This is a genomic window from Stenotrophomonas sp. GD03680, assembly GCF_029844625.1.
Classification (GTDB): Bacteria; Pseudomonadota; Gammaproteobacteria; order Xanthomonadales; family Xanthomonadaceae; genus Stenotrophomonas; species Stenotrophomonas maltophilia_P.
Map to the genome: position 1 here is coordinate 1 of NZ_JAOCKC010000037.1, position 19,655 is coordinate 19,655.

Annotated in this window: 16 protein-coding genes; 7 read left to right on the forward strand and 9 right to left on the reverse strand. The window is 67.8% G+C overall.

Translation table 11 applies throughout. The annotated features are described in order from the left end of the window. Positions 1 to 1,182, forward strand: a 1,182-nt coding sequence (locus N5J29_RS18745) for a benzoate/H(+) symporter BenE family transporter (protein ID WP_279924533.1), incomplete at its 5' end; no start/stop codon positions are given. On the opposite strand, the gene N5J29_RS18750 is transcribed toward N5J29_RS18745, so the two are convergent. From N5J29_RS18750 to N5J29_RS18770, 5 genes are all read right to left on the reverse strand, one after another. Beyond that, the gene (locus N5J29_RS18750) at positions 1,179 to 1,736 is read right to left on the reverse strand and encodes a DUF2628 domain-containing protein (RefSeq protein ID WP_128987796.1); all 558 of its coding nucleotides are present in this window, start codon (positions 1,734 to 1,736) and stop codon (positions 1,179 to 1,181) included. The two genes, N5J29_RS18745 and N5J29_RS18750, sit on opposite strands and share 4 nt — an antisense overlap. Continuing rightward, positions 1,733 to 3,898, reverse strand: coding sequence for a lytic murein transglycosylase (locus tag N5J29_RS18755; RefSeq protein WP_164151428.1), 2,166 nt, complete (start codon positions 3,896 to 3,898; stop codon positions 1,733 to 1,735). Before N5J29_RS18755 ends, N5J29_RS18750 begins: the two co-directional genes overlap by 4 nt. 85 nt (positions 3,899 to 3,983) lie before the next feature. Beyond that, positions 3,984 to 4,958 (reverse strand): L-histidine N(alpha)-methyltransferase, encoded by a 975-nt coding sequence (gene egtD / locus N5J29_RS18760; protein ID WP_164151430.1) that lies wholly within the window; start codon positions 4,956 to 4,958, stop codon positions 3,984 to 3,986. After that, the gene (egtB, locus tag N5J29_RS18765; RefSeq protein ID WP_164151432.1) at positions 4,955 to 6,226 is read right to left on the reverse strand and encodes an ergothioneine biosynthesis protein EgtB; all 1,272 of its coding nucleotides are present in this window, start codon (positions 6,224 to 6,226) and stop codon (positions 4,955 to 4,957) included. The genes egtD and egtB overlap by 4 nt, the downstream gene beginning before the upstream one ends. Positions 6,227 to 6,310: 84 nt before the next feature. Beyond that, positions 6,311 to 6,595, reverse strand: coding sequence for a YchJ family metal-binding protein (locus N5J29_RS18770; protein WP_164151434.1), 285 nt, complete (start codon positions 6,593 to 6,595; stop codon positions 6,311 to 6,313). Positions 6,596 to 6,785: 190 nt separating this feature from the next. Between N5J29_RS18770 and N5J29_RS18775 the strand changes: the two genes are divergently transcribed. Further along, on the forward strand, positions 6,786 to 7,565 hold the full coding sequence (locus tag N5J29_RS18775; RefSeq protein WP_065176259.1) for a TSUP family transporter: 780 nt from the start codon (positions 6,786 to 6,788) through the stop codon (positions 7,563 to 7,565). A 105-nt stretch (positions 7,566 to 7,670) separates the two neighbouring features. On the opposite strand, the gene N5J29_RS18780 is transcribed toward N5J29_RS18775, so the two are convergent. The 4 genes from N5J29_RS18780 to folE form a co-directional block, all read right to left on the reverse strand. Continuing rightward, positions 7,671 to 11,051 carry an SbcC/MukB-like Walker B domain-containing protein gene (locus tag N5J29_RS18780; protein WP_065176260.1) on the reverse strand — a complete coding sequence of 1,127 codons (3,381 nt, stop codon included), beginning with the start codon at positions 11,049 to 11,051 and terminating at the stop codon, positions 7,671 to 7,673. Positions 11,052 to 11,067: 16 nt separating this feature from the next. Beyond that, positions 11,068 to 11,769: a DUF4194 domain-containing protein gene (locus N5J29_RS18785; RefSeq protein ID WP_053520047.1), complete on the reverse strand. Its 702-nt coding sequence runs from the start codon at positions 11,767 to 11,769 to the stop codon at positions 11,068 to 11,070. Further along, on the reverse strand, positions 11,756 to 13,225 hold the full coding sequence (locus N5J29_RS18790; protein WP_053520046.1) for a DUF3375 domain-containing protein: 1,470 nt from the start codon (positions 13,223 to 13,225) through the stop codon (positions 11,756 to 11,758). Before N5J29_RS18790 ends, N5J29_RS18785 begins: the two co-directional genes overlap by 14 nt. 112 nt (positions 13,226 to 13,337) lie before the next feature. Further along, a complete protein-coding gene (gene folE, locus N5J29_RS18795; protein ID WP_004141296.1) occupies positions 13,338 to 13,949 on the reverse strand; it encodes a GTP cyclohydrolase I FolE in 612 nt (203 codons plus the stop codon). Between the two features lie 552 nt (positions 13,950 to 14,501). Here folE and N5J29_RS18800 point away from each other — a divergent pair. From N5J29_RS18800 to N5J29_RS18820, 5 genes are all read left to right on the forward strand, one after another. Next, positions 14,502 to 14,957, forward strand: a complete 456-nt coding sequence (locus N5J29_RS18800; protein ID WP_065174050.1) for a MarR family transcriptional regulator — start codon at positions 14,502 to 14,504, stop codon at positions 14,955 to 14,957. A gap of 105 nt (positions 14,958 to 15,062) precedes the next feature. Beyond that, entirely contained in the window at positions 15,063 to 15,272 is a 210-nt protein-coding gene (locus tag N5J29_RS18805) for a DUF1656 domain-containing protein (RefSeq protein ID WP_053517257.1), read from the forward strand. Next, positions 15,269 to 16,186 carry an HlyD family secretion protein gene (locus N5J29_RS18810; protein ID WP_053517256.1) on the forward strand — a complete coding sequence of 306 codons (918 nt, stop codon included), beginning with the start codon at positions 15,269 to 15,271 and terminating at the stop codon, positions 16,184 to 16,186. The genes N5J29_RS18805 and N5J29_RS18810 overlap by 4 nt, the downstream gene beginning before the upstream one ends. After that, positions 16,183 to 17,634, forward strand: coding sequence for an efflux transporter outer membrane subunit (locus N5J29_RS18815; protein ID WP_164151435.1), 1,452 nt, complete (start codon positions 16,183 to 16,185; stop codon positions 17,632 to 17,634). The genes N5J29_RS18810 and N5J29_RS18815 overlap by 4 nt, the downstream gene beginning before the upstream one ends. Before the next feature lie 3 nt (positions 17,635 to 17,637). Continuing rightward, a partial coding sequence (locus tag N5J29_RS18820) for an FUSC family protein (protein WP_279924535.1) occupies positions 17,638 to 19,655 on the forward strand: 2,018 nt, incomplete at its 3' end.

The window sequence follows — 19,655 nt, forward strand, 5'->3', positions numbered from 1 at the left end:
CAGGTGCGCCACGGATGGTGGCGGGATCTATCGATGCCGGCGATCGTCGCCGGCTTCATCACCGTACTGGTGGGCTTCGCCAGTTCGGCGGTGATCGTGTTCCAGGCCGCGCAGGCGGTCGGTGCCGATCAGGCCCATATCGCATCCTGGATGTGGGCGCTGGGACTGGGCATGGGCGTGACCTGCATCGGGCTGTCACTTCGCTATCGGGTACCGGTGGTCACCGCGTGGTCGACGCCCGGCGCCGCGATGCTGGTGGTGGGCGCCGGCGGCGCTTCGCTCTCCGAGGCGACAGGCGCGTTCCTGCTTGCTGCGGCATTGGCAATGCTGGCCGGCTTCTCCGGCATCTTCGCCAGGCTCATGCAACGTGTGCCGATGGCGCTGGCGGCGGGCATGCTGGCCGGTGTGCTGTTGCGCTTCGGCCTGGATGTGTTCGTCGCAATGGACAGCCAGAGGGTACTTGCCCTGGCGATGTTCGCGACCTGGCTGGCTGGCCGGCGCCTGTTCCCGCGTTACGCCGTGATCGCGACCCTGCTGGTTGGCATCGCGGTCGCGGCCAGCCGCGGTCTGCTGCACGCGCAGCAGCTGCAGTTGCAGCTGGCGGTCCCGCAGTGGGTGACACCTTCCCTGTCGTGGACTGCCGTGGCAGGCATCGCCCTGCCCCTGTTCGTGGTGACCATGGCCTCGCAGAACATTCCCGGCGTCGCCGTGATGCGCGCCTCCGGCTACGACGCCCCGGTATCGCCGCTGATCGGCTGGATCGGCGTGGTCAACACGGTACTGGCCCCCTTCGGTGCCTATGCGCTGAACCTGGCCGCGATCACCGCAGCCATCTGCATGGGCCGCGATGCCCATGAGGATCCTGCCCGGCGCTACACCGCGGCGATGGCGGCAGGTGTGTTCTACATCGTCATCGGCCTGTTCGGCGCCACCGTGGCCGCACTGTTCGCCGCGTTCCCGCGGGAGCTGGTGGCCTGCGTGGCTGGCATCGCACTGTTCGGCACCATCGGCAACAGCCTCGCCAGCGCACTGGCGGTGGAGCGCGACCGCGAGGCGGCACTGGTCACCTTCCTGGTCACTGCGTCGGGGATGTCGCTGGCCGGTATCGGTTCCGCCTTCTGGGGGCTGGTCGCTGGCGCGCTGTGCCTGCTGGTCCTGCGGCCACGTGAGCCCCGCAGCTAGGCGCCGCCGAAGAGGTCCAACGCCTGCAGTGCGACGCTGAACACGATGCCCAGGCCCAGGGCCAGCCGGCTGACGCCGCTGCGCCGGTCGATATAGGCCTCGACGCGTGCGCCGTCACCCGCGCCGGCGGCTTCGGCGCGGGCGATCACCGCCCTGCAGCGGCGCAGATACAGCGCATTGGCCGCCAGTGACACTGCGATCTTCAAGGCCAACGTCAACCCCCATATCGCCGCGTCGTCCATTCCGGCCAGCACGATGGCGGCACCCCCCACCATGCTGATCAGGACGTAGGCCACCGCCATGCCGTACATACGCCGGTACAGCAGCCACTTGAAGTCGAACAGGAACGCGGCCCAGTTCCAGGGACGCGGCCAGCCCGGCGGATCCCGACGCAGCCGCCACAACTCGGCATAGACAGCGAAGTTGTCGGCCACCACGCGGGCGAGCCGTGGATGACGGTCATAGACCGCCATTGCGGCGTCCAGGCTCGACGGCGCATCGCCGGCAACCGGTGCAGCGTAGGGATTGCCATCCGTGGCGGGATGTCCACTCACAGTGGCGAGCTGGACAAGGTCTGTACCAGCACGTGGCGACCGGCCGGTGCGATGGTGATCACGTCGGGCCCGGCATTGGCCGCTTCCAGGCAGACGTAATCGCGCCAGCCGTCGCCCACGTCGGCCATCTTCGCTGCCGCTTCCGCGCCGGGATTCCAGGCCACCAGCGAGCGGCTGCCTTCGGTACGGATCGTGATGCGACGCTTCAGCACCGGATCGCGCAGGACGTAGTGGCCACCTGCCCCGGTATAGATGCGGTCACTGCGGCCCGGGTCGCGCGGATCGCGCAGGGACCACGGGCCCTGCTGGCGCCGCGCCTGTGCATAGTTCTCGAACTTGTCCAGATACTCCAGCCCGTCCACGCCATCGACTTCGACCTTGCTGGCATCGCCCACGCGGAAGTAGTTGTGCAGCGCCTGGGTGATCGTCACCGGCACGGTGCCAGGATTGTCGGTCACCAGCTGCTGCCGTAGTTCACGGCCGATGCGCACGGTCATGGCCAGGCGCAGGGCGAGGTTGTCCAATGCAGGGGGAGCCAATACGAGTTCGATGCTGCCGTCGTCCAGCCGGCGGGCCTCCTTCAGCTCCCACGGCAGGGTGCGCACGAAACCATGCGCGGGCACATCGTCGCCTTGCCCCTGTCGCCCGAAATACGGCCAGCACACCGGGCTGCCGCCGCGGATGGGGGTCGGCAATGCGGCACGGCGTGGCGAAAGCCACAGCAGATCGGGCTGCCCCTTGGGTACGAAGGAGAGCAGCTGGCCGCCGAACACACTGATGGCTGCGGTGGCCTGGGGGGTTTCCACCAGCCAGGCATCAAGCCCCTGGAACTGGCCACTGCGTACGCCCTGGATCTGTTGCACGTTGGATCGACTCCGTATGGCCGGCGACTGCACGGCACTGTAGTTGCTGGGAAGCGTGAAGCGGGTGGAGGCCACCGCAGGCGGCGCCGCGCTCTGCAGCGCGCGCAGGATGCGTTGGCCGGCTCGTCCATCGGCCGTGCTCCATCCCAGGCGGCGCTGTTCGGCCTGGATCGCCCGGCGGCTGGCTGTGCCGATCATGCCATCAGCGGTACCGATATCATGCCCCCGCGCCAGCAGCAGGGTCTGCAGCTGACGGCGCTCATCACGGCCCAGCCCGGGGTCATCGGTCGGCCAGGCGGTGGCCAGGCCGCTGCCGCCGCGCAGGCGATCAGCCAGCGTCGCGATCGCCAGCGCATAGCTTTCGGCGGCGTTGTAGCTGTAGATCGCATCGTAGTTGCGGAACACCAGCAGGGCCGGCCCCTTGATGCCGGCGGGCAGCAGCAGTGCCGCCCGCGCGTCGGCAGCCAGACCCGCCGGAGCCAGCGCGCTGCCGTCCAGCGCTGTCACGCCCTGCGTACGCCATTCAGCCAGTGACCGGCGTTGGGTACGGCCGGCCAGGCTGGTATTGAAGCCGTCGGCAACACGCACCTCCATGCCCCACGGTTCTCCCGTGCGCCAGCCGGCGCGCTTGAGATAGTTGGCGGTAGACGCCAGTGCGTCGGGAATGCTGCCGACCAGGTCACGGCGACCGTCGCCATCGCCGTCGACGGCGATGCGTGCGTAGGTGCTGGGCATGAACTGCGTATGGCCGAACGCGCCGGCCCAGGACCCGGTCAGACCTTGAGCCTGCAGATCACCGCGATCGATCAGCGTGAGCAGGGCCAGCAGTTCGCCACGGAAGAACGCCTGCCGCCGGCCGGCGCAGGACAGCGTCGCCAGCGACTGCAGCAGCGGACGCTTGCCGAATACACGGCCATAGTCGCTCTCCACGCCCCAGACGGCGACGATGGTGACCGGATCGACGCCATACTGCGCGGCGATGCGATCAAGCAGGTCGCGGTGCTGCTGCAGCATGGCCCGTCCATCGTCGACGCGCTGGCGGTCCACCAGTGCAGCCAGGTAGTCCCAGATCGGGGTGGAGAATTCGGGCTGCGCATCCAGCAAGCCGAGCACGCTGGGATCAGGACGCAGGTCGGCGGTGATCGCACCGAAGCGGTCTGCGGCAATGCCCTGGGTAGCTGCCGTTGCCTGCAGCTGTGCCAGACACCGGGTGAACGCGGGATCGGGCGGGGTCAGGTCGGGCGCCGTTGACGGCGCGGCCAGTGCCGCGGCCAGGCCGAGTGCGGTCAGGGTGGGCATGGCGTCCTCCGTGTTGCCGGTGCTGACACCATACTAGAGGCTGAGCGACCGGCGATGCTGAAGCAGTTGCCGGCCGTTGGCCTCTCTAGAGCGTACGCAGCAGCCGCAGGCCGTAAGCTGGACTGTCAGCGTCCCAGCGCTGCGCAACCTGCAGGCCGGCCTGCCGCACCAGCGCATCAAAGCCGTCATCGGTGTACTTGTGGCTGTACTCGACGCGGATCGCCTCACCGGCCTCGAAGTGGAAGGTGCGGCCATCGAGGTGGACGTCCTGCGCCCGCTGGCTGACCAGATCGGTCTCGATACGCAGACGTTCAGTGCTGTAACGGGCACGGTGGCGGAAGCCGTCCAGATCGAAGTCGCTGCCCACCTCACGGTTGAGGCGGACGAGCAGGTTGAGGGTGAATGCCGCAGTGATGCCTTCGGCGTCGTTGTAGGCGGCTTCGATCAGCGCGGGGTCCTTGTGCAGGTCGATGCCGATCAGGGCCAGGCCGTGGTCACCCATGGTCTGACGCATGGCCCGCAGCAGGGCGAGGGCGTCCTCGCTGGCGAAGTTGCCAAGCGTGGACCCCGGGAAGAACAGCAGGCGCCGCGCGGGCTCGCGCTCCGGTGCGGGCACGTCCACCGGACGGGTGAAGTCAGCGCAGACCGGCAGCATTTCCACGTCGGGAAGCGCGGGAGCGAGGTGATCGATGCTCGACAGCAGCGCCGCCCGGGAGATCTCGATGGGGGTGTAGGCCACGGGATCCTGCAGCGCGGCCAGCAACAGCGCGGTCTTGCGACCACTGCCGCTGCCCAGCTCGACCACGTGCAGGCGCGGGCCCACCACGCGTGCGATATCCGGCAGCACCCGATTCAACAGGGCCAGCTCGGTGCGCGTGGGGTAGTACTCCGGCGTGTGGGTGATCTGTTCGAACAGGCGTGAACCGCGCGCATCATAGAAGTACTTCGACGGCAGCTGGCGCGCAGTGCGCGACAGTCCGGCCAGTGTGTCGGCGAGGATCTGCTCGCGGCTGGGCGTCAGATCGGTCAGCGCCTGCAGCGCATCCTGTACGGTGCTCACGGCAGATCCCTCGCCAGGCGCAGGCCGGAGAACTGCCAGCGCGCAGGTGGCATGAAGAAGTTACGGTAGCTGGCGCGCACATGCCCGCGCGGGGTGGCACAGCTGCCGCCGCGCAGGACCCACTGCCCGCACATGAACTTGCCGTTGTACTCACCCAGATTGCCGGCGAACGGACGGAAACCGGGGTACGCGCCATACGCGCTGCCGGTCCATTCCCAGACGTCGCCGAACAGCTGCCGCAGTCCCCTGCCCTGTGCTGCAGCAGGATGCAGATGATCGTCCTCGGCGAAATGGCCGGCGATCGGCTGCGACGTCGCGGCGGCCTCCCACTCGAATTCGCTGGGCAGGCGCGCACCGGCCCAGCGGGCATACGCATCGGCTTCGTAGTAGCTGAGATGGCACACCGGCGCATGCGCGTCGAGGTCGCGCCAGCCGCCGAGCGTGTATTCGCGCTGGAGGGCGTCATCCCAATAGAGTGGATGCTGCCAGTCCTCGCTTTCGCGCAGAGCCCAGCCCTCACTGAGCCACCAGCGCGGATCGCGGTAACCGCCGGCTTCGACGAAGTCCCGGTACTCCGCGTTGCAGACCGGTCGATCAGCCAGCATGTGGGCCGGCAACAGCACGCGATGCGGTGGCGATTCGTTGTCGTAGGCGAAGGTAGCGTGCTGTGGCCATGCCGGTGCGCCGACGGTGACGATGCGCTCGGGAGATTCGATCCAGCCCAGCGGACTGGCTACGCTGACGGCGGCGCGCAGGTCCTGGCGGTAGGGCGGATGCAGCGGATTGCACCAGAGCGCGTGCTTGATGTCGGTCAGCAGCAGCTCCTGGTGCTGCTGCTCGTGCTGCAGGCCCAGCTGGAGATGCTGCAGGGCTTCATCGTCAAGATCGCCATCGCGGAGACGCGTCAGCAGGTGTGCATCGACCTGCTGCCGGTAATCGAGTACCTGCTGCAGCGACGGGCGCGAGAGCAGGCCACGCTGCGGCCTGGCATGCGCCGGCCCAATACTCTTGTAGTAGCTGTTGAACAGGTAGTCCCACGCGGGGTCACGTGCCGGTGCGCCGGATAGACCGGCCAGCACGAAGCGGTCGAAGAACCACGTGGTGTGCGCCAGATGCCATTTGCTCGGGCTGGCGTCCGCCATGCTCTGCAGCATGGCATCTTCGGCACTGAGCGGTTCGGCCAGCAGCACGCTGCGGGCGCGCGTCTGCGCATAGCGGTGGGCGAGTTCACGCTGCGGAGCAGCGACGGCGACGGTAGCGCTGTCCATGCAGCCAGCATCCAGCGGTGCGGGTGAGCGCAACGTCATGGCGTGACATCGCGCCGTTCACATCGATGCCGTCGCGTAACCGGTTCAGATCGCGTCGAGGTAGTACCAGCGTCCGTCGATGCGTTCGAACCGGCTGCGCTCGTTCATTCTCACCGCACTGCCGCCGCCCACCCGGTAGCGGGCGGTGAATCGCACTTCGGCATGGTCGGGCCCATTCACCTGGTGCTCGTGGACGGTCAGGCCAAGCCAGTGCGTCCGCTGGCCGGGCGCCTCGTCCAGCGACAGTTCGGCGGGACGGGTGGCCGGATGCCAGGTGGCCCGCAGGTAGTCGGCCAGACCACGTACGTACGCACTGTAGCGCGAGCGCATCAGGCGCTCGGCGTCCGGTGCGGGCTCGCCGGCATGGAAGCGGCCTCAGCAGTCGGCGTAGTCCGTGGCGAGGCCACAGGGGCAGGAATCGGCAGGGTTTCGGCTCATGAGGGGTATTGTCGCTCGAGTCACGTCGGGCATCCATCGGCGATAGGCGTATGCTGTCGCGCCCCCACATTGAATGATCCCCGTGCTGGAACTGGTTCCCCCCGAGTTGTGGTGGCTGGTGGTGATCGCCTTCATTGCCGGCCTGGTCGATGCTGCCGTGGGTGGAGGGGGACTGGTACAGCTGCCCGGCCTGTTCACCGTGCTGCCCCAGCAGACGCCGGCGATGCTGTTCGGTACCAACAAGTTCAGTTCGATGTTCGGCACGGCGGCGGCGGCGTGGCGCTATGCACGCAACGTGCGGTTCCCCTGGAAGCCGGTACTGTTCGCCGCGGGCACGGCATTCGTGTTCTCGTTCGCCGGGGCTACGGCGGTGAGCCTGCTGCCCAAGGATGCCGTGCGGCCGCTGGTGCTGGTGCTGCTGGTGGCGATGCTGGCCTACACCCTGTGGAAGAAGGATTTCGGCGCGCTGCACCGGCCGCAGGAGATCGGCCGGCGCGAACTGACCATCGCGCTGGTGATCGGCGCCGCGATCGGCTTCTACGATGGATTCTTCGGGCCAGGCACCGGCAGTTTCCTGATCTTCCTGTTCGTGCGCTTCTTCGGCCTGGACTTCCTGCGTGCGTCGGCCGCATCGAAGGTCGTGAACCTAGCGACGAACATGGCGGCGATCTCGTTCTTCGTGCCGACCGGCAACATCCTGTGGTTGTTCGCGCTGCCGATGGCCACGGCCAACATCATCGGTTCGGTGGTCGGCACGCGGCTGGCACTGAAAGGCGGCACGCCGTTCATCCGCAAACTGTTCGTGGGCCTGGTGGTGGTGCTGATCGCGCGGATGGCGTGGGATACGTTCGGCGGTTCGTGAGGGACGTTATGAAATGGTAGGTGCCAACCTTGGTTGGCACGTTGTTTCAGGTCGCGAAGAGCAGCCGAGCATGGCTCGGCTCTACAGGTGGATTGCCCGAGGCGGTCAGGCTTCGGCTTCCTCCGGTTCATTGGCCTGCTGGCGGCTGCGCTCGGGCAGCTTCAGGCGCCTTCCTTCTTCGTCGTACTCGATCAGCAGCACGCCCGAATCGTGGCGGCCACTGATCTCGACGAAGCAGGCACCACCGATGAAGGGCTCCAGGGTCATCACCGACTTCAGCGGCGTGGCGACCACCATCTGGAAACCGAAGTTGTCGAAGATGTTCATCGCCAGCGCGGTGAACTCGTTGTCGGCCTTGTCGAAGGCCTCGTCGAGCACGACCGCCGCGTAACTGGGCAGCTGGCTGTCAGCGCCGCCGAGCTGGTAACGCAGCGCTGCGGCCAGGCAGGTGGTGGCGAGCTTCTGCCGCTGGCCACCGGACTTGCCGGCGCCGCTGCGGTAGATCTCGACCTGCTGGCGCGTTTCCGCATCGAGTTCGACGCCGATGAACTCCACGTGCATGCGCACGTCCAGGACCAGCTCGCGCCAGCGCTTGTCCTCACCTTCCTGCGAACCCAGGCGGTTGACCAGCTGGCGCAGCACGGTGAACTGTGACTCCGCCAGTTCACGCTGCTCGGTCTGCTGCTGCGACAGCACTTCGCGCAGCTGCAGCTGGAACTCCAGCACTTCCGGCAGCCGGCGGTCGCTCAATTCGATGGTCAGCAGGGTGCCCCGGTTGAACGGCACCTGCTCCAGGCTGGCGTTGACTTCGTCCAGGCGCTGGCCGATCGACTTGCGGGCCTCGGCGCTGTGGCGCTGCAGGGCCAACAGGTTGTTCTTGCTCTGGTTCTGCAGCAGATCGAAGAAGCGTTCCTCATGCTGCGGCAGGCCATCGCGTTCGAGACGGTCGAGGCGGGCAAGGAAGTCCTCGGCCGACGCCACCGATGCGGTGAAGTCGCCGGATTCTTCCGGCCACTGCTGGATGAAGCGGCGGAAGCAGCCGACCAGCTGGTTCTCGATACGGTTGAGGTCCTGCTGCGAGGACGACAACTGTTCGTTCAGCGCATTGCTGACCTGGCGCATGTGCGCTTCCAGCGTTTCCAGGCTGAGCGGGCCCTGTTGCTGCAACCGCTCTGCCAGGCCGCTCTCCTGCGCTTCGGCCAGCGTTGGCAGCACCAGCGCGCGGCTCTGCTGGCGCGCGCGGTCGAGGCGGTCACGTTCCCGGACCAGCTGGCCGCGCTCGACACGGACATCCTCATAGGTGCGGCGGGCCTGCTCGATGTCGGCGCGCACGGCGTCGATCTGCTGTGCCAGCCTGGCCAGGTCGGCATTGCCTTCGCGCAGGTCGCGCAGGCTGGCTTCGATGTCGGTCAGGCGCTGCTGGGGCGCGGCGACGTCGATCTCGTTCCATTGGATACCCGCGAGCTCGTGGCAGGCCAGGCGGCGCTCGTTGTCACGATCGCGCTGGCCACGCAGGCTCGCGATATCGGTCTCGCAGCTGGCGATGCGCTTGGCCAGTTCCTGCGCCTCGCGTTCGAACGCACCGACCTTGTCGTGATTGTTGAAACCGAGAATCCAGCGACGGCGGTCGCCCACGGCACTGCGGTCGTCCTTCTCGAAGCGGTCGCCCGGATGCTTGACCTGGCCTTCGCGGGTGATGCCGCGGTCGACGTTGCGCAGCTGTCTGGCATCCACGCATTCGTAGTCGAATCGCTTGCCCAGCTCACGCCGCAGCCAGCTCTCGAACACGTGGTCGCGCAGCTCCAGCTTGTGCAGCAGCGACTTCGCCGATGGTTCGCGGGCGAACGCCTCGTCGTTGCGGCGCACGCGGTAGTAGGTGAAGCGCATGCCGAGGTGGGTGCGGTTCACCCAGTCGGCAACCGCGTTGTAGTGCTTGTCGTCAACCAGCAGCGACAGCGCGAAGCCACCCAGCACGCGTTCGATCGCACCCTGCCAGCCCTGTTCCTCGGAGCGGACCTGGATCAGCTCGCCGACGAACGGCAACGCCACTTCGGAAATGCCGGTCTCTTCCGCCAACCGTGCACGCAGCTTCTGCATCGGCGCCGGAATGTTGGAGGGCGTGCGCTGCATCGCGTCAAGTTCGAGGCGTACTTCAGCGAAGCGACGCTCGTCATCGCGCTTGCCACCGAGGCGCTCGCTGATGGCATCGTCCAGCGAGGCCGAAGCGCGCTGGCGATCCTGCAGTTCGTTCTGCGCACGCTCGACCAGTTCGGCGAAGCCATGGGCATCGTCGGGCAGTTCGGCCTGCAGTTTCCGTGCGGCTTCCTGCGCCTGGTCGCGCTTGGCCTTGCGGCGATCGCGCTCGGCTTCGGCGCGGCCCTGCTCGCGCTCCAGCTCTTCGATGCGCTCGCCGCCCTGCTGACGCCGCTGCAGTTCCAGCTCGGCCAGGCGTTCGCTGTGGTTGTCCAGCGCAGCGCGGCGCTGCGCCTCTTCCCCCAGCAGGCCACGGTCACGCACGTCCATCTCGCGCAGGCGCGCTTCGATCAGCGCCTGGCGGCGGCTCTCGCGGAAACTGTCGACGCCCAGCTTGAGCGCCTCGTCGTCACCGCGCTGCCGGTGCATTTCCTTCAGATCGGCGTAATAGGCGCGCGCCGGCAACAGCGTCTCCACCTGGCGACGGGCGGTGACGACCGCCTGATGGGCCCCGTCAAGCTCGGCGAAATCACTCACCAGGCGCTCGGCGGCGTCGAACGTCTTCGGCGTGTCGAGCATGAAGTCGCGCAGGAAGACGTTGAGATCACCCAGGTTCTTCGCTGATTGCGTCTTGTGCAGCAGGCGCAGCGCCATCTCGTTGTCGATGCCGAGCAGGTCGCGGAAGCGCTCGGCATAGCCGGAGAAGGTGTCGAAGTGGTGGACGTCGGCCAGCTTCTGCTTGAGCTTGCGCAGGTCCAGATCGAAGCCGCCCAGATCCTTGGCGATGTCGAACGGACGCTCGGCGATCATGTAGTGCTTGCGCACGTCGCCGGCCGAGGTGCCGTTGCCGGAGATCCACAACAGGCGCACCAGGCTGACCACGCGGCCGTCGCCGGCCCGGTACTCCAGCACCAGTGCGGTCCAGGTCGCACCCTTGCGCAGGTACTGCGTGGCAATCTCGCCGGTGCCACTGTCCTGCTGGTCGGCCCACGCGCCGCGCACGTAGGACACCAGGTTGCGGTCGCGGCCACTGCGCTCGGCTTCGCGTGCAGCCGCGTTGAAGTCGACGATGGCCGGCGGCGTCAGCAGCGCGGACATGGCATCGAGCAGGGTCGACTTGCCCGAGCCGGAACGGCCGACGAACAGGAAGCCGCGCTCGGCGATCGGCACTTCGGTCAGGCCGTTGAAGGTGCCCCAGTTGTGCACCTGCAGGCGGCGCATGCGGAACTGCTGCAGGCGCGGGTCCGGCAGGCCTTCATTGAACAGGGCGGGGGTGTGCTTGGAAATGGCCATGCGGTGTTCGGGTCTCTCAGGCTTCGGCGGCCGGGGTTTCGCGCAGCTGGCGGTACACTGCCGAAAGCTGGGACACGTCTTCGGCGGAGAACAGCAGCTTCAGCGCCGGCGAGACTTCGTGGCGGTCGTCCTGGCCGCTCAGACGGGTCAGGATGTGGTTGTCCTTCATTTTCTGCACGGCCGATGCAACGCGGCGATTGAAGCCGGCGCGGTCGGTGGACAGGTTCTTCTCGTAGATGGCCAGTGCTTCGGCCATCTCGGCGTCGGCGACCACCGCGCGATTGCCGCGCGCGTCGGCCTCAGCCAGCTGCTGGCGCAGGAACAACAACAGCACCGAGTCAATGAAGGTCAGCGGCGAGGTCCGCAGCAGTACCGGTGCATCGACGTCTTCGGTGTCGGCCTGGCGGGTGAATGCCACACCGCTTTCGCGGTCGAGCACCAGTTCCAGGAACAGGTCGGACAGCGCTGAACGGATGCCCGCCTCGCTGCGCACCAGCGCCGGCCACAGCTTGGCGTGGCGCAGCTGGTCGATGCTGGGGCCGATCAGCAGCTGGCACAGCGCGCGCCGGGCATCCAGCGGCAGGCGGCCGGTATCACCCAGGTAGTACACGCTGTTGCCGCGCCGTGGCTGCGCCTCGAGCATCGCCGGCTCGGCCTCGTAGGCGTCCTCGGCCTGGTCGGCAGACGGTGCTTCGATGGGGTCTTCATGCCAGCTCATGGCGTCTCTCCTGGGTGAACCAAACCAGCGGGATGCGTGCGCGGCGCAGTTGGCCGTCGCCGCCACGCCATTCGGCGAGCTCCTGCTCGCCAGCGACCACGCTGCCGAAGCGCGTGCCCAGCGACAGGTAGCCGATGACGCTGCCCAGGCCCTGCGGCGCTTCGCGCTGCGACAGCGCCTGGGCGATGCTGAGCCGCGGCTGTGCATCGAGCAGGTCGTGCAGGTCGCGGCGCAGGGTGCGGAAGTCGATTTCGGACGAGGCGACCAGATCGCCGACGCTCTCCAGGCTGATGCTGGCCGCGTCGTTGTACTCGACATTGCCGTCGACCTGGGCGCTGCGGGGATCGTGCAGTTTCCACTGCGACCACGAACGCAGCCGGCTGGTCGTCAACTGCAGGTCACGGCCGATCGTGCGCTGGGCCGGGAACTCGTCGCGCAGGGCCAGCGCTTCGGACTGGGCCTGCTTGAGCAGCTGATTGAGGCGACGCTGTTCAAGATAGCCGCGGCTCTGCACGAAGCCACGCAGGCTGCGCGCGAAATTCTGCAGGACATCGTGTACCTGGCCGCCGCGTTCAAGCATGGTGCTGGTGAAGCTGCGCAGGAAGTTGCGCTCGTTGCGATCCAGGCGGCGTGCAAAGCCGCGTGCCAGCACGGCTTCCAGCGCGGCATCGAGCTGCGCACTCTGCTCGGCATCATTGAGCAGGCGCCAGAATGCCTGGAAGCTGCGGCCGGCATCGCTTTCGCCGATCACGTCCACGCCCTCGAACAGCTGCGACAGCACATCGCCACGTTCGCCTTCGTCATCGATGATGCGCTCGCGGAACTCGCGGTTGAGCTGCTCGAAGCCGTCGCGCACCCGGCGGAAGTCTTCGGTCAGCTCGTCGGCCAGACCGATGATCTGGCGGGCGCGCTCCAGTGCACGCTTGCCGTCCAGGGCAACCACACGACCGGCGCTGACCCGCGCGATCTCGGCGTCGATGCGGTCGCGCTCGTCGCGCAGCGCAGACAGGCGTGCGTCGGGGTCGGATTCGGTCTGTGCAGCCAGCTGCGAGAGCTGTTCGATGACCAGTGCCAGGCGGCTCTCGGTGGCGGCCACGCGCGCCTGCTCGAGGCTGTCGGCGAAGCGGATCGCCTGCAGGGCCTGGGTCGACAGTTCGTACTGCTCCTGGTCGGCACCCTCGGGCAACCGCCGCTCCAGCCAGCCCTGGGACAGCCAGTGTGCGATGTAGGCCTGCGCCGTGCGCGGCAGGTCACGGGCCAGTTCGTCCCCATTGAGCTGGTCCAGCGCGCGCTGCAGGCGCTCGTTGAGCACCGAGGACGGCAAGGTGCGTTCGCCGTCCATCAGCAGGCTCTGCAGCAGACCGATGATTTCGGGCGCATGGTCGGCGGCAAGCAGCTTCCATTGGGGCTGTTCGCGCAGGTGGCGGTAGCGGGAGATGCGTTCGCGATGCTTCATGCAGCGAGGGGATTGGGAAAGACAGGCGGCTGCGGGCAGCCACGCACGGCCGTCGCGGGGACAGCCGTGGGCAGGCCGGCCACCATGGGCCGGCGGTGCGGGGAGAAGCGGCTCAGCGCTTGCCGCCCACTTCGATGAAGCGCAGGAACTCGGCGCGGGTACGCGCATCGTCGCGGAAGCTGCCGAGCATCTTGGAGGTGACCATGCTGACGCCACGCTTGTGGATGCCGCGGGTGGTCATGCACTCGTGGGCCCCTTCGACGACCACGCCGACGCCGATCGGCTGCAGCACATCCTGGATGCACTGGGCGATCTGCGCCGTCATCTTTTCCTGCACCTGGAAACGGCGGGCATAGGCCTCGACGACGCGCGCCAGCTTGCTGATGCCCACCACCTTGCCGGCCGGCAGGTAGCCGACATGCACGCGGCCGATGATCGGCGCCATGTGGTGCTCGCAGTGGCTTTCGTACTCGATGTCACGCAGGACGATCAGTTCGTCGTAACCGGCGACTTCCTCGAAGGTCCGCTCCATGTAGGCGCGCGGGTCATCGCGGTAACCGCTGAACCAGTCGCCGTAGGCTTCGGCGACGCGGCGGGGGGTGTCCAGAAGGCCTTCGCGGGACGGGTCCTCTCCGGCCCAGCGCAGCAGGGTGCGCACGGCATCCTCGGCCTGGTCCTGGGTCACGTCGCCCTGCGGGGCGGCCTTTTCGTTGTTCTTGCTCATTGCGTACAGCGTCCCGAACGGGGGGCGAGCATCGTACCTGACCGGGGGGTGGGTCGTCCTGTGGGGACGGTTCATCGGGGCTTCTTCCGGCGCCTCGTGGCTGCTGAGCGAGAGGGGGAAGGGCAGGCCGGGCAGGACACGCCGCAAGTACGTCCCTGTAGGCTCGGCCACGGCATCCATGCCGTGGACGGTCCTGCCCGGCCTGCCCCTCCCCCTCTCCGACAATTTCCTGCTGGCGCGGCCGGCCCCCCCCGAAAGCGGGGTCAAAAGCGGGGGTTCATGGCTTCTGAAGCGGCGCGCCGCTGCCCTGGTGGGTGCGGACCGTTGGTCCGCACTGCTTCTGCTCTTGCCTTTAAGGAGCCCACCCACCGCGTTCGCGGGATGTGGGGCGGGTGGCGGAGGACCGGGGGGTGGGTCGTCCTGTGGGGATGGTTCATCGCGCGCCGACAGTCGGGGTCGCAGCCGATGCTCATGACTCCGGAACGAGCTGCGGTAGCGCCCATTCAGAAAAACATATTGATAGGAATGAAATTAGTAGTATCCTATCTATCTATGGACCGCCCCCTCGACGAGCGCACCGTGCTGCAGATGCAGCTCAGCTCCGGCCTGCTGTATGCAGGGCGGCAGTGGCAGCGCTTGGCCGACAGCCGGCTGGGCAGCTACGGGATCTCCACCGCCTGCACCATGCCCCTGCTGATGATCGGCCGCTCCGGCGGCGGCATCCGCCAGGTCGCCCTGGCCCAGCAGCTGGGCATGGAGGGGCCTTCGCTGGTACGCCTGCTGGACAAGCTCTGTGCCAGCGACCTGGTCCGCCGTGAAAGTGATGCAAGCGACCGTCGCGCCAACCTGCTGTGGCTGACCGAGGCCGGCCAGGCGCTGGTGCAGGAACTTGAAGATCAGTTGATCGACCTGCGTCAGGACGTGTTCGGCGCGCTTTCCATGGATGAACTGCACGCCGTGCTGAAGGCATGGCGCCTGCTGGCCGAGGCCGCCGACCGCATCACGTGAGACCGATGTCCCCGGATGCCGCCGCTGCCGTTGCCACGCCAGCGGCAGTCACCCGTTGTTGTTGTGCCGTTGTTCCTCCCCTCCCCCATCTGCCCTGCCCTACCGATGCCTGGTGAATTCAGTCTCCACGGAGTGTTCGTCCCGACCCTGCTCGGGTTGATGCTGCTGGCCTATCTGCTCAACAGCGGTCTGCACGCGCTGCTGCAACGCGCCGGTGCCTACCGCCATGTCTGGCACCCGGCGCTGTTCAACCTGGCGCTGTACGGGATCGTGCTGGGCCTGCTTTTCCACCTTCTGCGCTGGATGCAATCGTGAACAAGATCGTGAAGAAGTCCCTGCCGGTGCTGCTCACCGGTGCCGCCGTGATCGTCGCGCTGCTGGTGCTGCGCCAGCTGTGGGTCTATTACATGGACGAGCCCTGGACCCGTGACGCCCATGTCGGCGCGGACGTGGTGCAGATGGCGCCGGATGTGTCCGGCCTGGTGGAGACGGTGAACGTCGCCGACAACCAGGCGGTGAAGAAGGGCGACCTGCTGTTCGTGGTCGACCGTGCGCGCTACCGCATCGCACTGGAGCAGGCACAGGCCAGCCTGGCCGAGCGCCAGGCGTCGGTGGCCCAGCTGAAGCGCGAGATCGGTCGTGATCGCAGCCTGCAGGACCTCGTCGCTGCCGAGGACGCCGAAGTGCGCCGGGCCAAGCTGCAGGCCGCACAGGCCGCGCTGGCCACGGCACAGGCCGCAGTCGATCTGGCCGAACTCAATCTGGGCCGCACCGAAGTGCGCGCACCGGCAGACGGCCGGGTCAACGACCGTACGCTGCGCGTCGGAGACTACGTGGTGGCCGGCAAACCGGTACTGGCGTTGCTGGATACCGGCTCATTCCGCATCGATGGCTACTTCGAGGAGACCCGCCTGCAGGGTGTGGTGCCCGGGCAGCGCGTGGACATCCGCCTGATGGGTGAATCCAGGCCATTGCAGGGACATGTGGAAAGCATCGCCGCCGGCATCGAGGACCGCTACCGCAGCAACGGCAGCAGCCTGTTGCCGAACGTCACACCCGCATTCGACTGGGTGCGGCTGGCGCAGCGCATTCCCGTGCGGATTGCCATCGATGATCTTCCCGCGGGTGTTGAGTTGATCGCCGGCCGCACCGCCACCGTGACGGTGGATACCGGCCGCCGCGCGGATGACAGCAAGGCCGGCCCCACGCCGACGCGGGGCCGCCTGTGAATACCGCACTGTCCCGCCTCGGCCTGATCGTCGCACTGGCCAGCCTGGCCGCGTGCAGGACCGTTGGTCCCGACTATGCACTACCGGAAGGCTCGGCATTCAAGCGCCCGGAGGCGAATGCGGCGTTCATCGATACGCAGAACCCGCAGATCGCCGCCAACCAGCCGCTGCCGGCGCGCTGGTGGTCGCTGTACGACGATCCGGTGCTGGACGGCCTGATCAGCCAGGCGCTGCGCGACAACGTTGAGTTGAAAGCCGCTGATGCCCACCTGCGCCGCGCGGCGGCCGTGTACGAACAGGCACTGGACGCCGGTGGCTTCGAGTACGAGGCCGAGGCCGGCGTCAGCCGCGCGCAGTTGTCGGCCGAATCGTTCCTGCAGGAACACGAACTGCCGGTGATCAACCTGGCCGATGGCAAGTTCGCGGTCAGCTATCAGTTCGATCTGTTCGGCAAGCTCAAGCGCGGTGCGGAAGCGGCGCGGGCCGACGAGCAGGCAGTCGCTGCGGCGCGCGACCTGGCCCAGGTCAGCGTGGTCGCACAGGTGGCCGACAGCTATCTGGAGATCTGCCACGCCAATCACGAACTGCATGTGGCCGAGCATTCGCTGCAGCTGCAGCAGCGCGGCCGCTCGGTGACCGAGCGGTTGATCGCGGCCGGCCGCGGCACGCCGCCGGAACTGGCCCGTGCCAATGCCCAGGTCGCCCTGCTGGAGGCCGCGTTGCCGCCGTTGCGCGCGCAGCGCTCGGCGGCGGCGTACTCCCTGGCCGCCCTGCTCGGCCAGACCCCCGGCCAGTTGCCGACCGGGGTGATCGACTGCGCACAGGCACCGTCGCTGACGCAACCGCTGCCGGTCGGAGATGGCCGTGCGCTGCTGCAGCGTCGTCCGGATGTGCGCCAGGCCGAACGCAGGCTGGCCGCGGCCACCGCGCGCATTGGCGTGGCTACCGCCGAACTCTATCCGGACATCCGTCTGGGGGCTTCGATCGGCGCCGCCGGCCTGCTGGAAGATTTCGGCCAGCCCATGACCCAGCAGTGGTCGATCGGGCCGCTGATCTCGTGGACGCTGCCGTCATCGGGCAGCCATGCGCGCATCCACGCTGCCGAAGCGGGCGCCGATGCGGCGCTGGCCGAGTTCGACCACACTGTGCTGCAGGCACTGCGTGAGACGCAGACCGCTCTGGACCGCTACGCACAGGACCTGCGCCGCCTGCAGTCGCTGCGCATCGCCCAGGAACAGGCCGCGCTGGCAGCCGAGCAGAACCGCCGGCTTTACCAGGGTGGGCGGACACCCTACCTGGCCAGCCTGGACGCCGACCGCAGCCTGGCCACCAGCGATGCCACACTGGCCGCGGCCGAAGCACAGGTCTCGCGCGATCAGATCCACCTGTTCCTGGTGCTCGGCGGTGGCTGGCAGGCGACGGCCGCTCCACGGGCCACGGCGAACTAAGTGATGAACGCCGTGACCGATCGCCAGGCGTGGCTGTTCTCGATCAAGACCTACCTGGCCGCGATCGCCGCCTTGTACATCGCCATGGCCGGCAACCTGTCGCGCCCGTACTGGGCGATGGGTACGGTCTACATCGTCAGCCAGCCGCTGCTGGGACCAACCCGCGCCAAGGGCGTATACCGCATCGTCGGCACCCTGGTGGCCGGCCTGGCCACACTGCTGGTGCTGCCCGCGCTGGTGGAAACCCCACTGCTGCTGAGCGCGGCGATGTCGTTCTGGCTGGCCGGCTGCCTGTTCCTGGCCCTGCTCAACCGCGGCCCGCGCGGCTATGCCTTCCTGCTCGCCGGCTATACGACCGCCTTCATCGGCTTCCCCGCCGTGACCTCGCCGGAGGCGATCTTCGACACGGTCGTGGCACGCAGCGAGGAGATCATCCTCGGCACGGTGGTGGCGGTGCTGTTCGCCTCGCTGCTGTTCCCGGCTTCGGTGCGGCCGATGCTGCGCGCACGCATCGGCACCTGGATGGAGGATGCGGCGCAGTGGTGCCGGCAGATCCTGGAGCGAGGCCGCGCGCATGCACCGCGCAACCGCCTGGCCGCCGATCTGGTGCAGTTCGAGGCATTGATCGAGTTCCTGCGCCGCGATGATCCGCGCCACACCGGCGCGGCGGTCTCCATGGAGCGGCTGCGCGAGCGCATGCTGTTGCTGTTGCCGGTGCTTTCCTCCATTGCCGATCGCCTGAGTGCGCTGCGAAGCAATGGCCAGTCGCTGCCCGATGGGCTGCCGGCAGTGATCGACGACATTCACGAATGGCTGCAGCAACCGGCCAGTGCCAGTGATTACGCCCGCCTGCGTGCGCGCATCAGCGCAGTGAAGCCGCAGGTGGACCGCGACCTGCAGCACCTGCAGCTGGCCAGCCTGCTGCTGCGGCTGGAAGAGCTGGTGGACCTGTGGCAGGACTGCCGCACGCTGCAGCAGGCGATCGACCACGGCAACGCGCCGCTGGACCGCGCGCACTATCGCATCCGCACCGACCGGGTCGCCGCCGACAGGCACGTCGACTACGGCATGGCGCTGTTCTCGGCGCTCAGCGCCGGCGTGGCGCTGATGGGCTATTGCGTGCTGTGGATCGCGCTGGGCTGGGAAGGCGGTGGCAACGGCGCGATGATGGCTGCGGTGACGGCGGCCTTCTTCGCGGCACAGGATGATCCGGCACCGAGCATGGTCTCGTTCCTGGTGTGGGCGATGGTGGCTTCGCTGGTCGCAGGCGTGTACCTGTTCGGTGTATTCCCCGCCGTTCACGACTTCGGACTGCTGGCACTGGTGCTGGCGGTGGCGTTCCTGCCGCTGGGCCTGCTGCTGCACCACCCCAAGAGTGCGTTGTTTGCGCTGCCGCTGACGGTCAATCTGGCCGCGCTGCTCAGCCTGCAGAACACCTACAGCGCCAACATCCAGACGTTCGTGAACTCGTCAGTGGCGATGTTCATCGGCATCGGCTTTGCGGTGGTGATGACCCGCCTGTTCCGCTCGGTAGGTGCCGAATGGACCGCGCGGCGGCTGGTCCGGCAAGGCTGGACCACCCTGGCGGAAGCGGCCGAAGGCCGCGGACAGCAGGACCGGCAGCGCTTCGCCGCGCGCATGCTCGACCTGCTCGGGCTGCTGGCCCCCCGGCTGGCGGCGACGCCGGAAGGCAGCGACATCGCGTCGGTGGACATGCTCAATGAAGCCCGCATCGGCCTGAACATCCTGCAGCTGCGGCGTGCCCGGCTGGAACTGCCCGACCGCAGCCGCGAGGCCGTTGAGCAGATCCTGCAGGAGATTGCCGCGCACTATCGGCGCCAGGTCGCGGCACGCCGGCCGATCACCGCCGATCAGACGCTGCGCGAGCGGTTGGATGCCTCGCTGGGGCGGGTCGGCAGCGTGGCGGCCTGCAAGGCACGCGACGAGGCGTTGATGGGCCTGGTGGGCCTGCGCTTCGCCCTGTTCCCGGAGGCGAAAGCGTTGGCGCCGGGGCTGGCGGA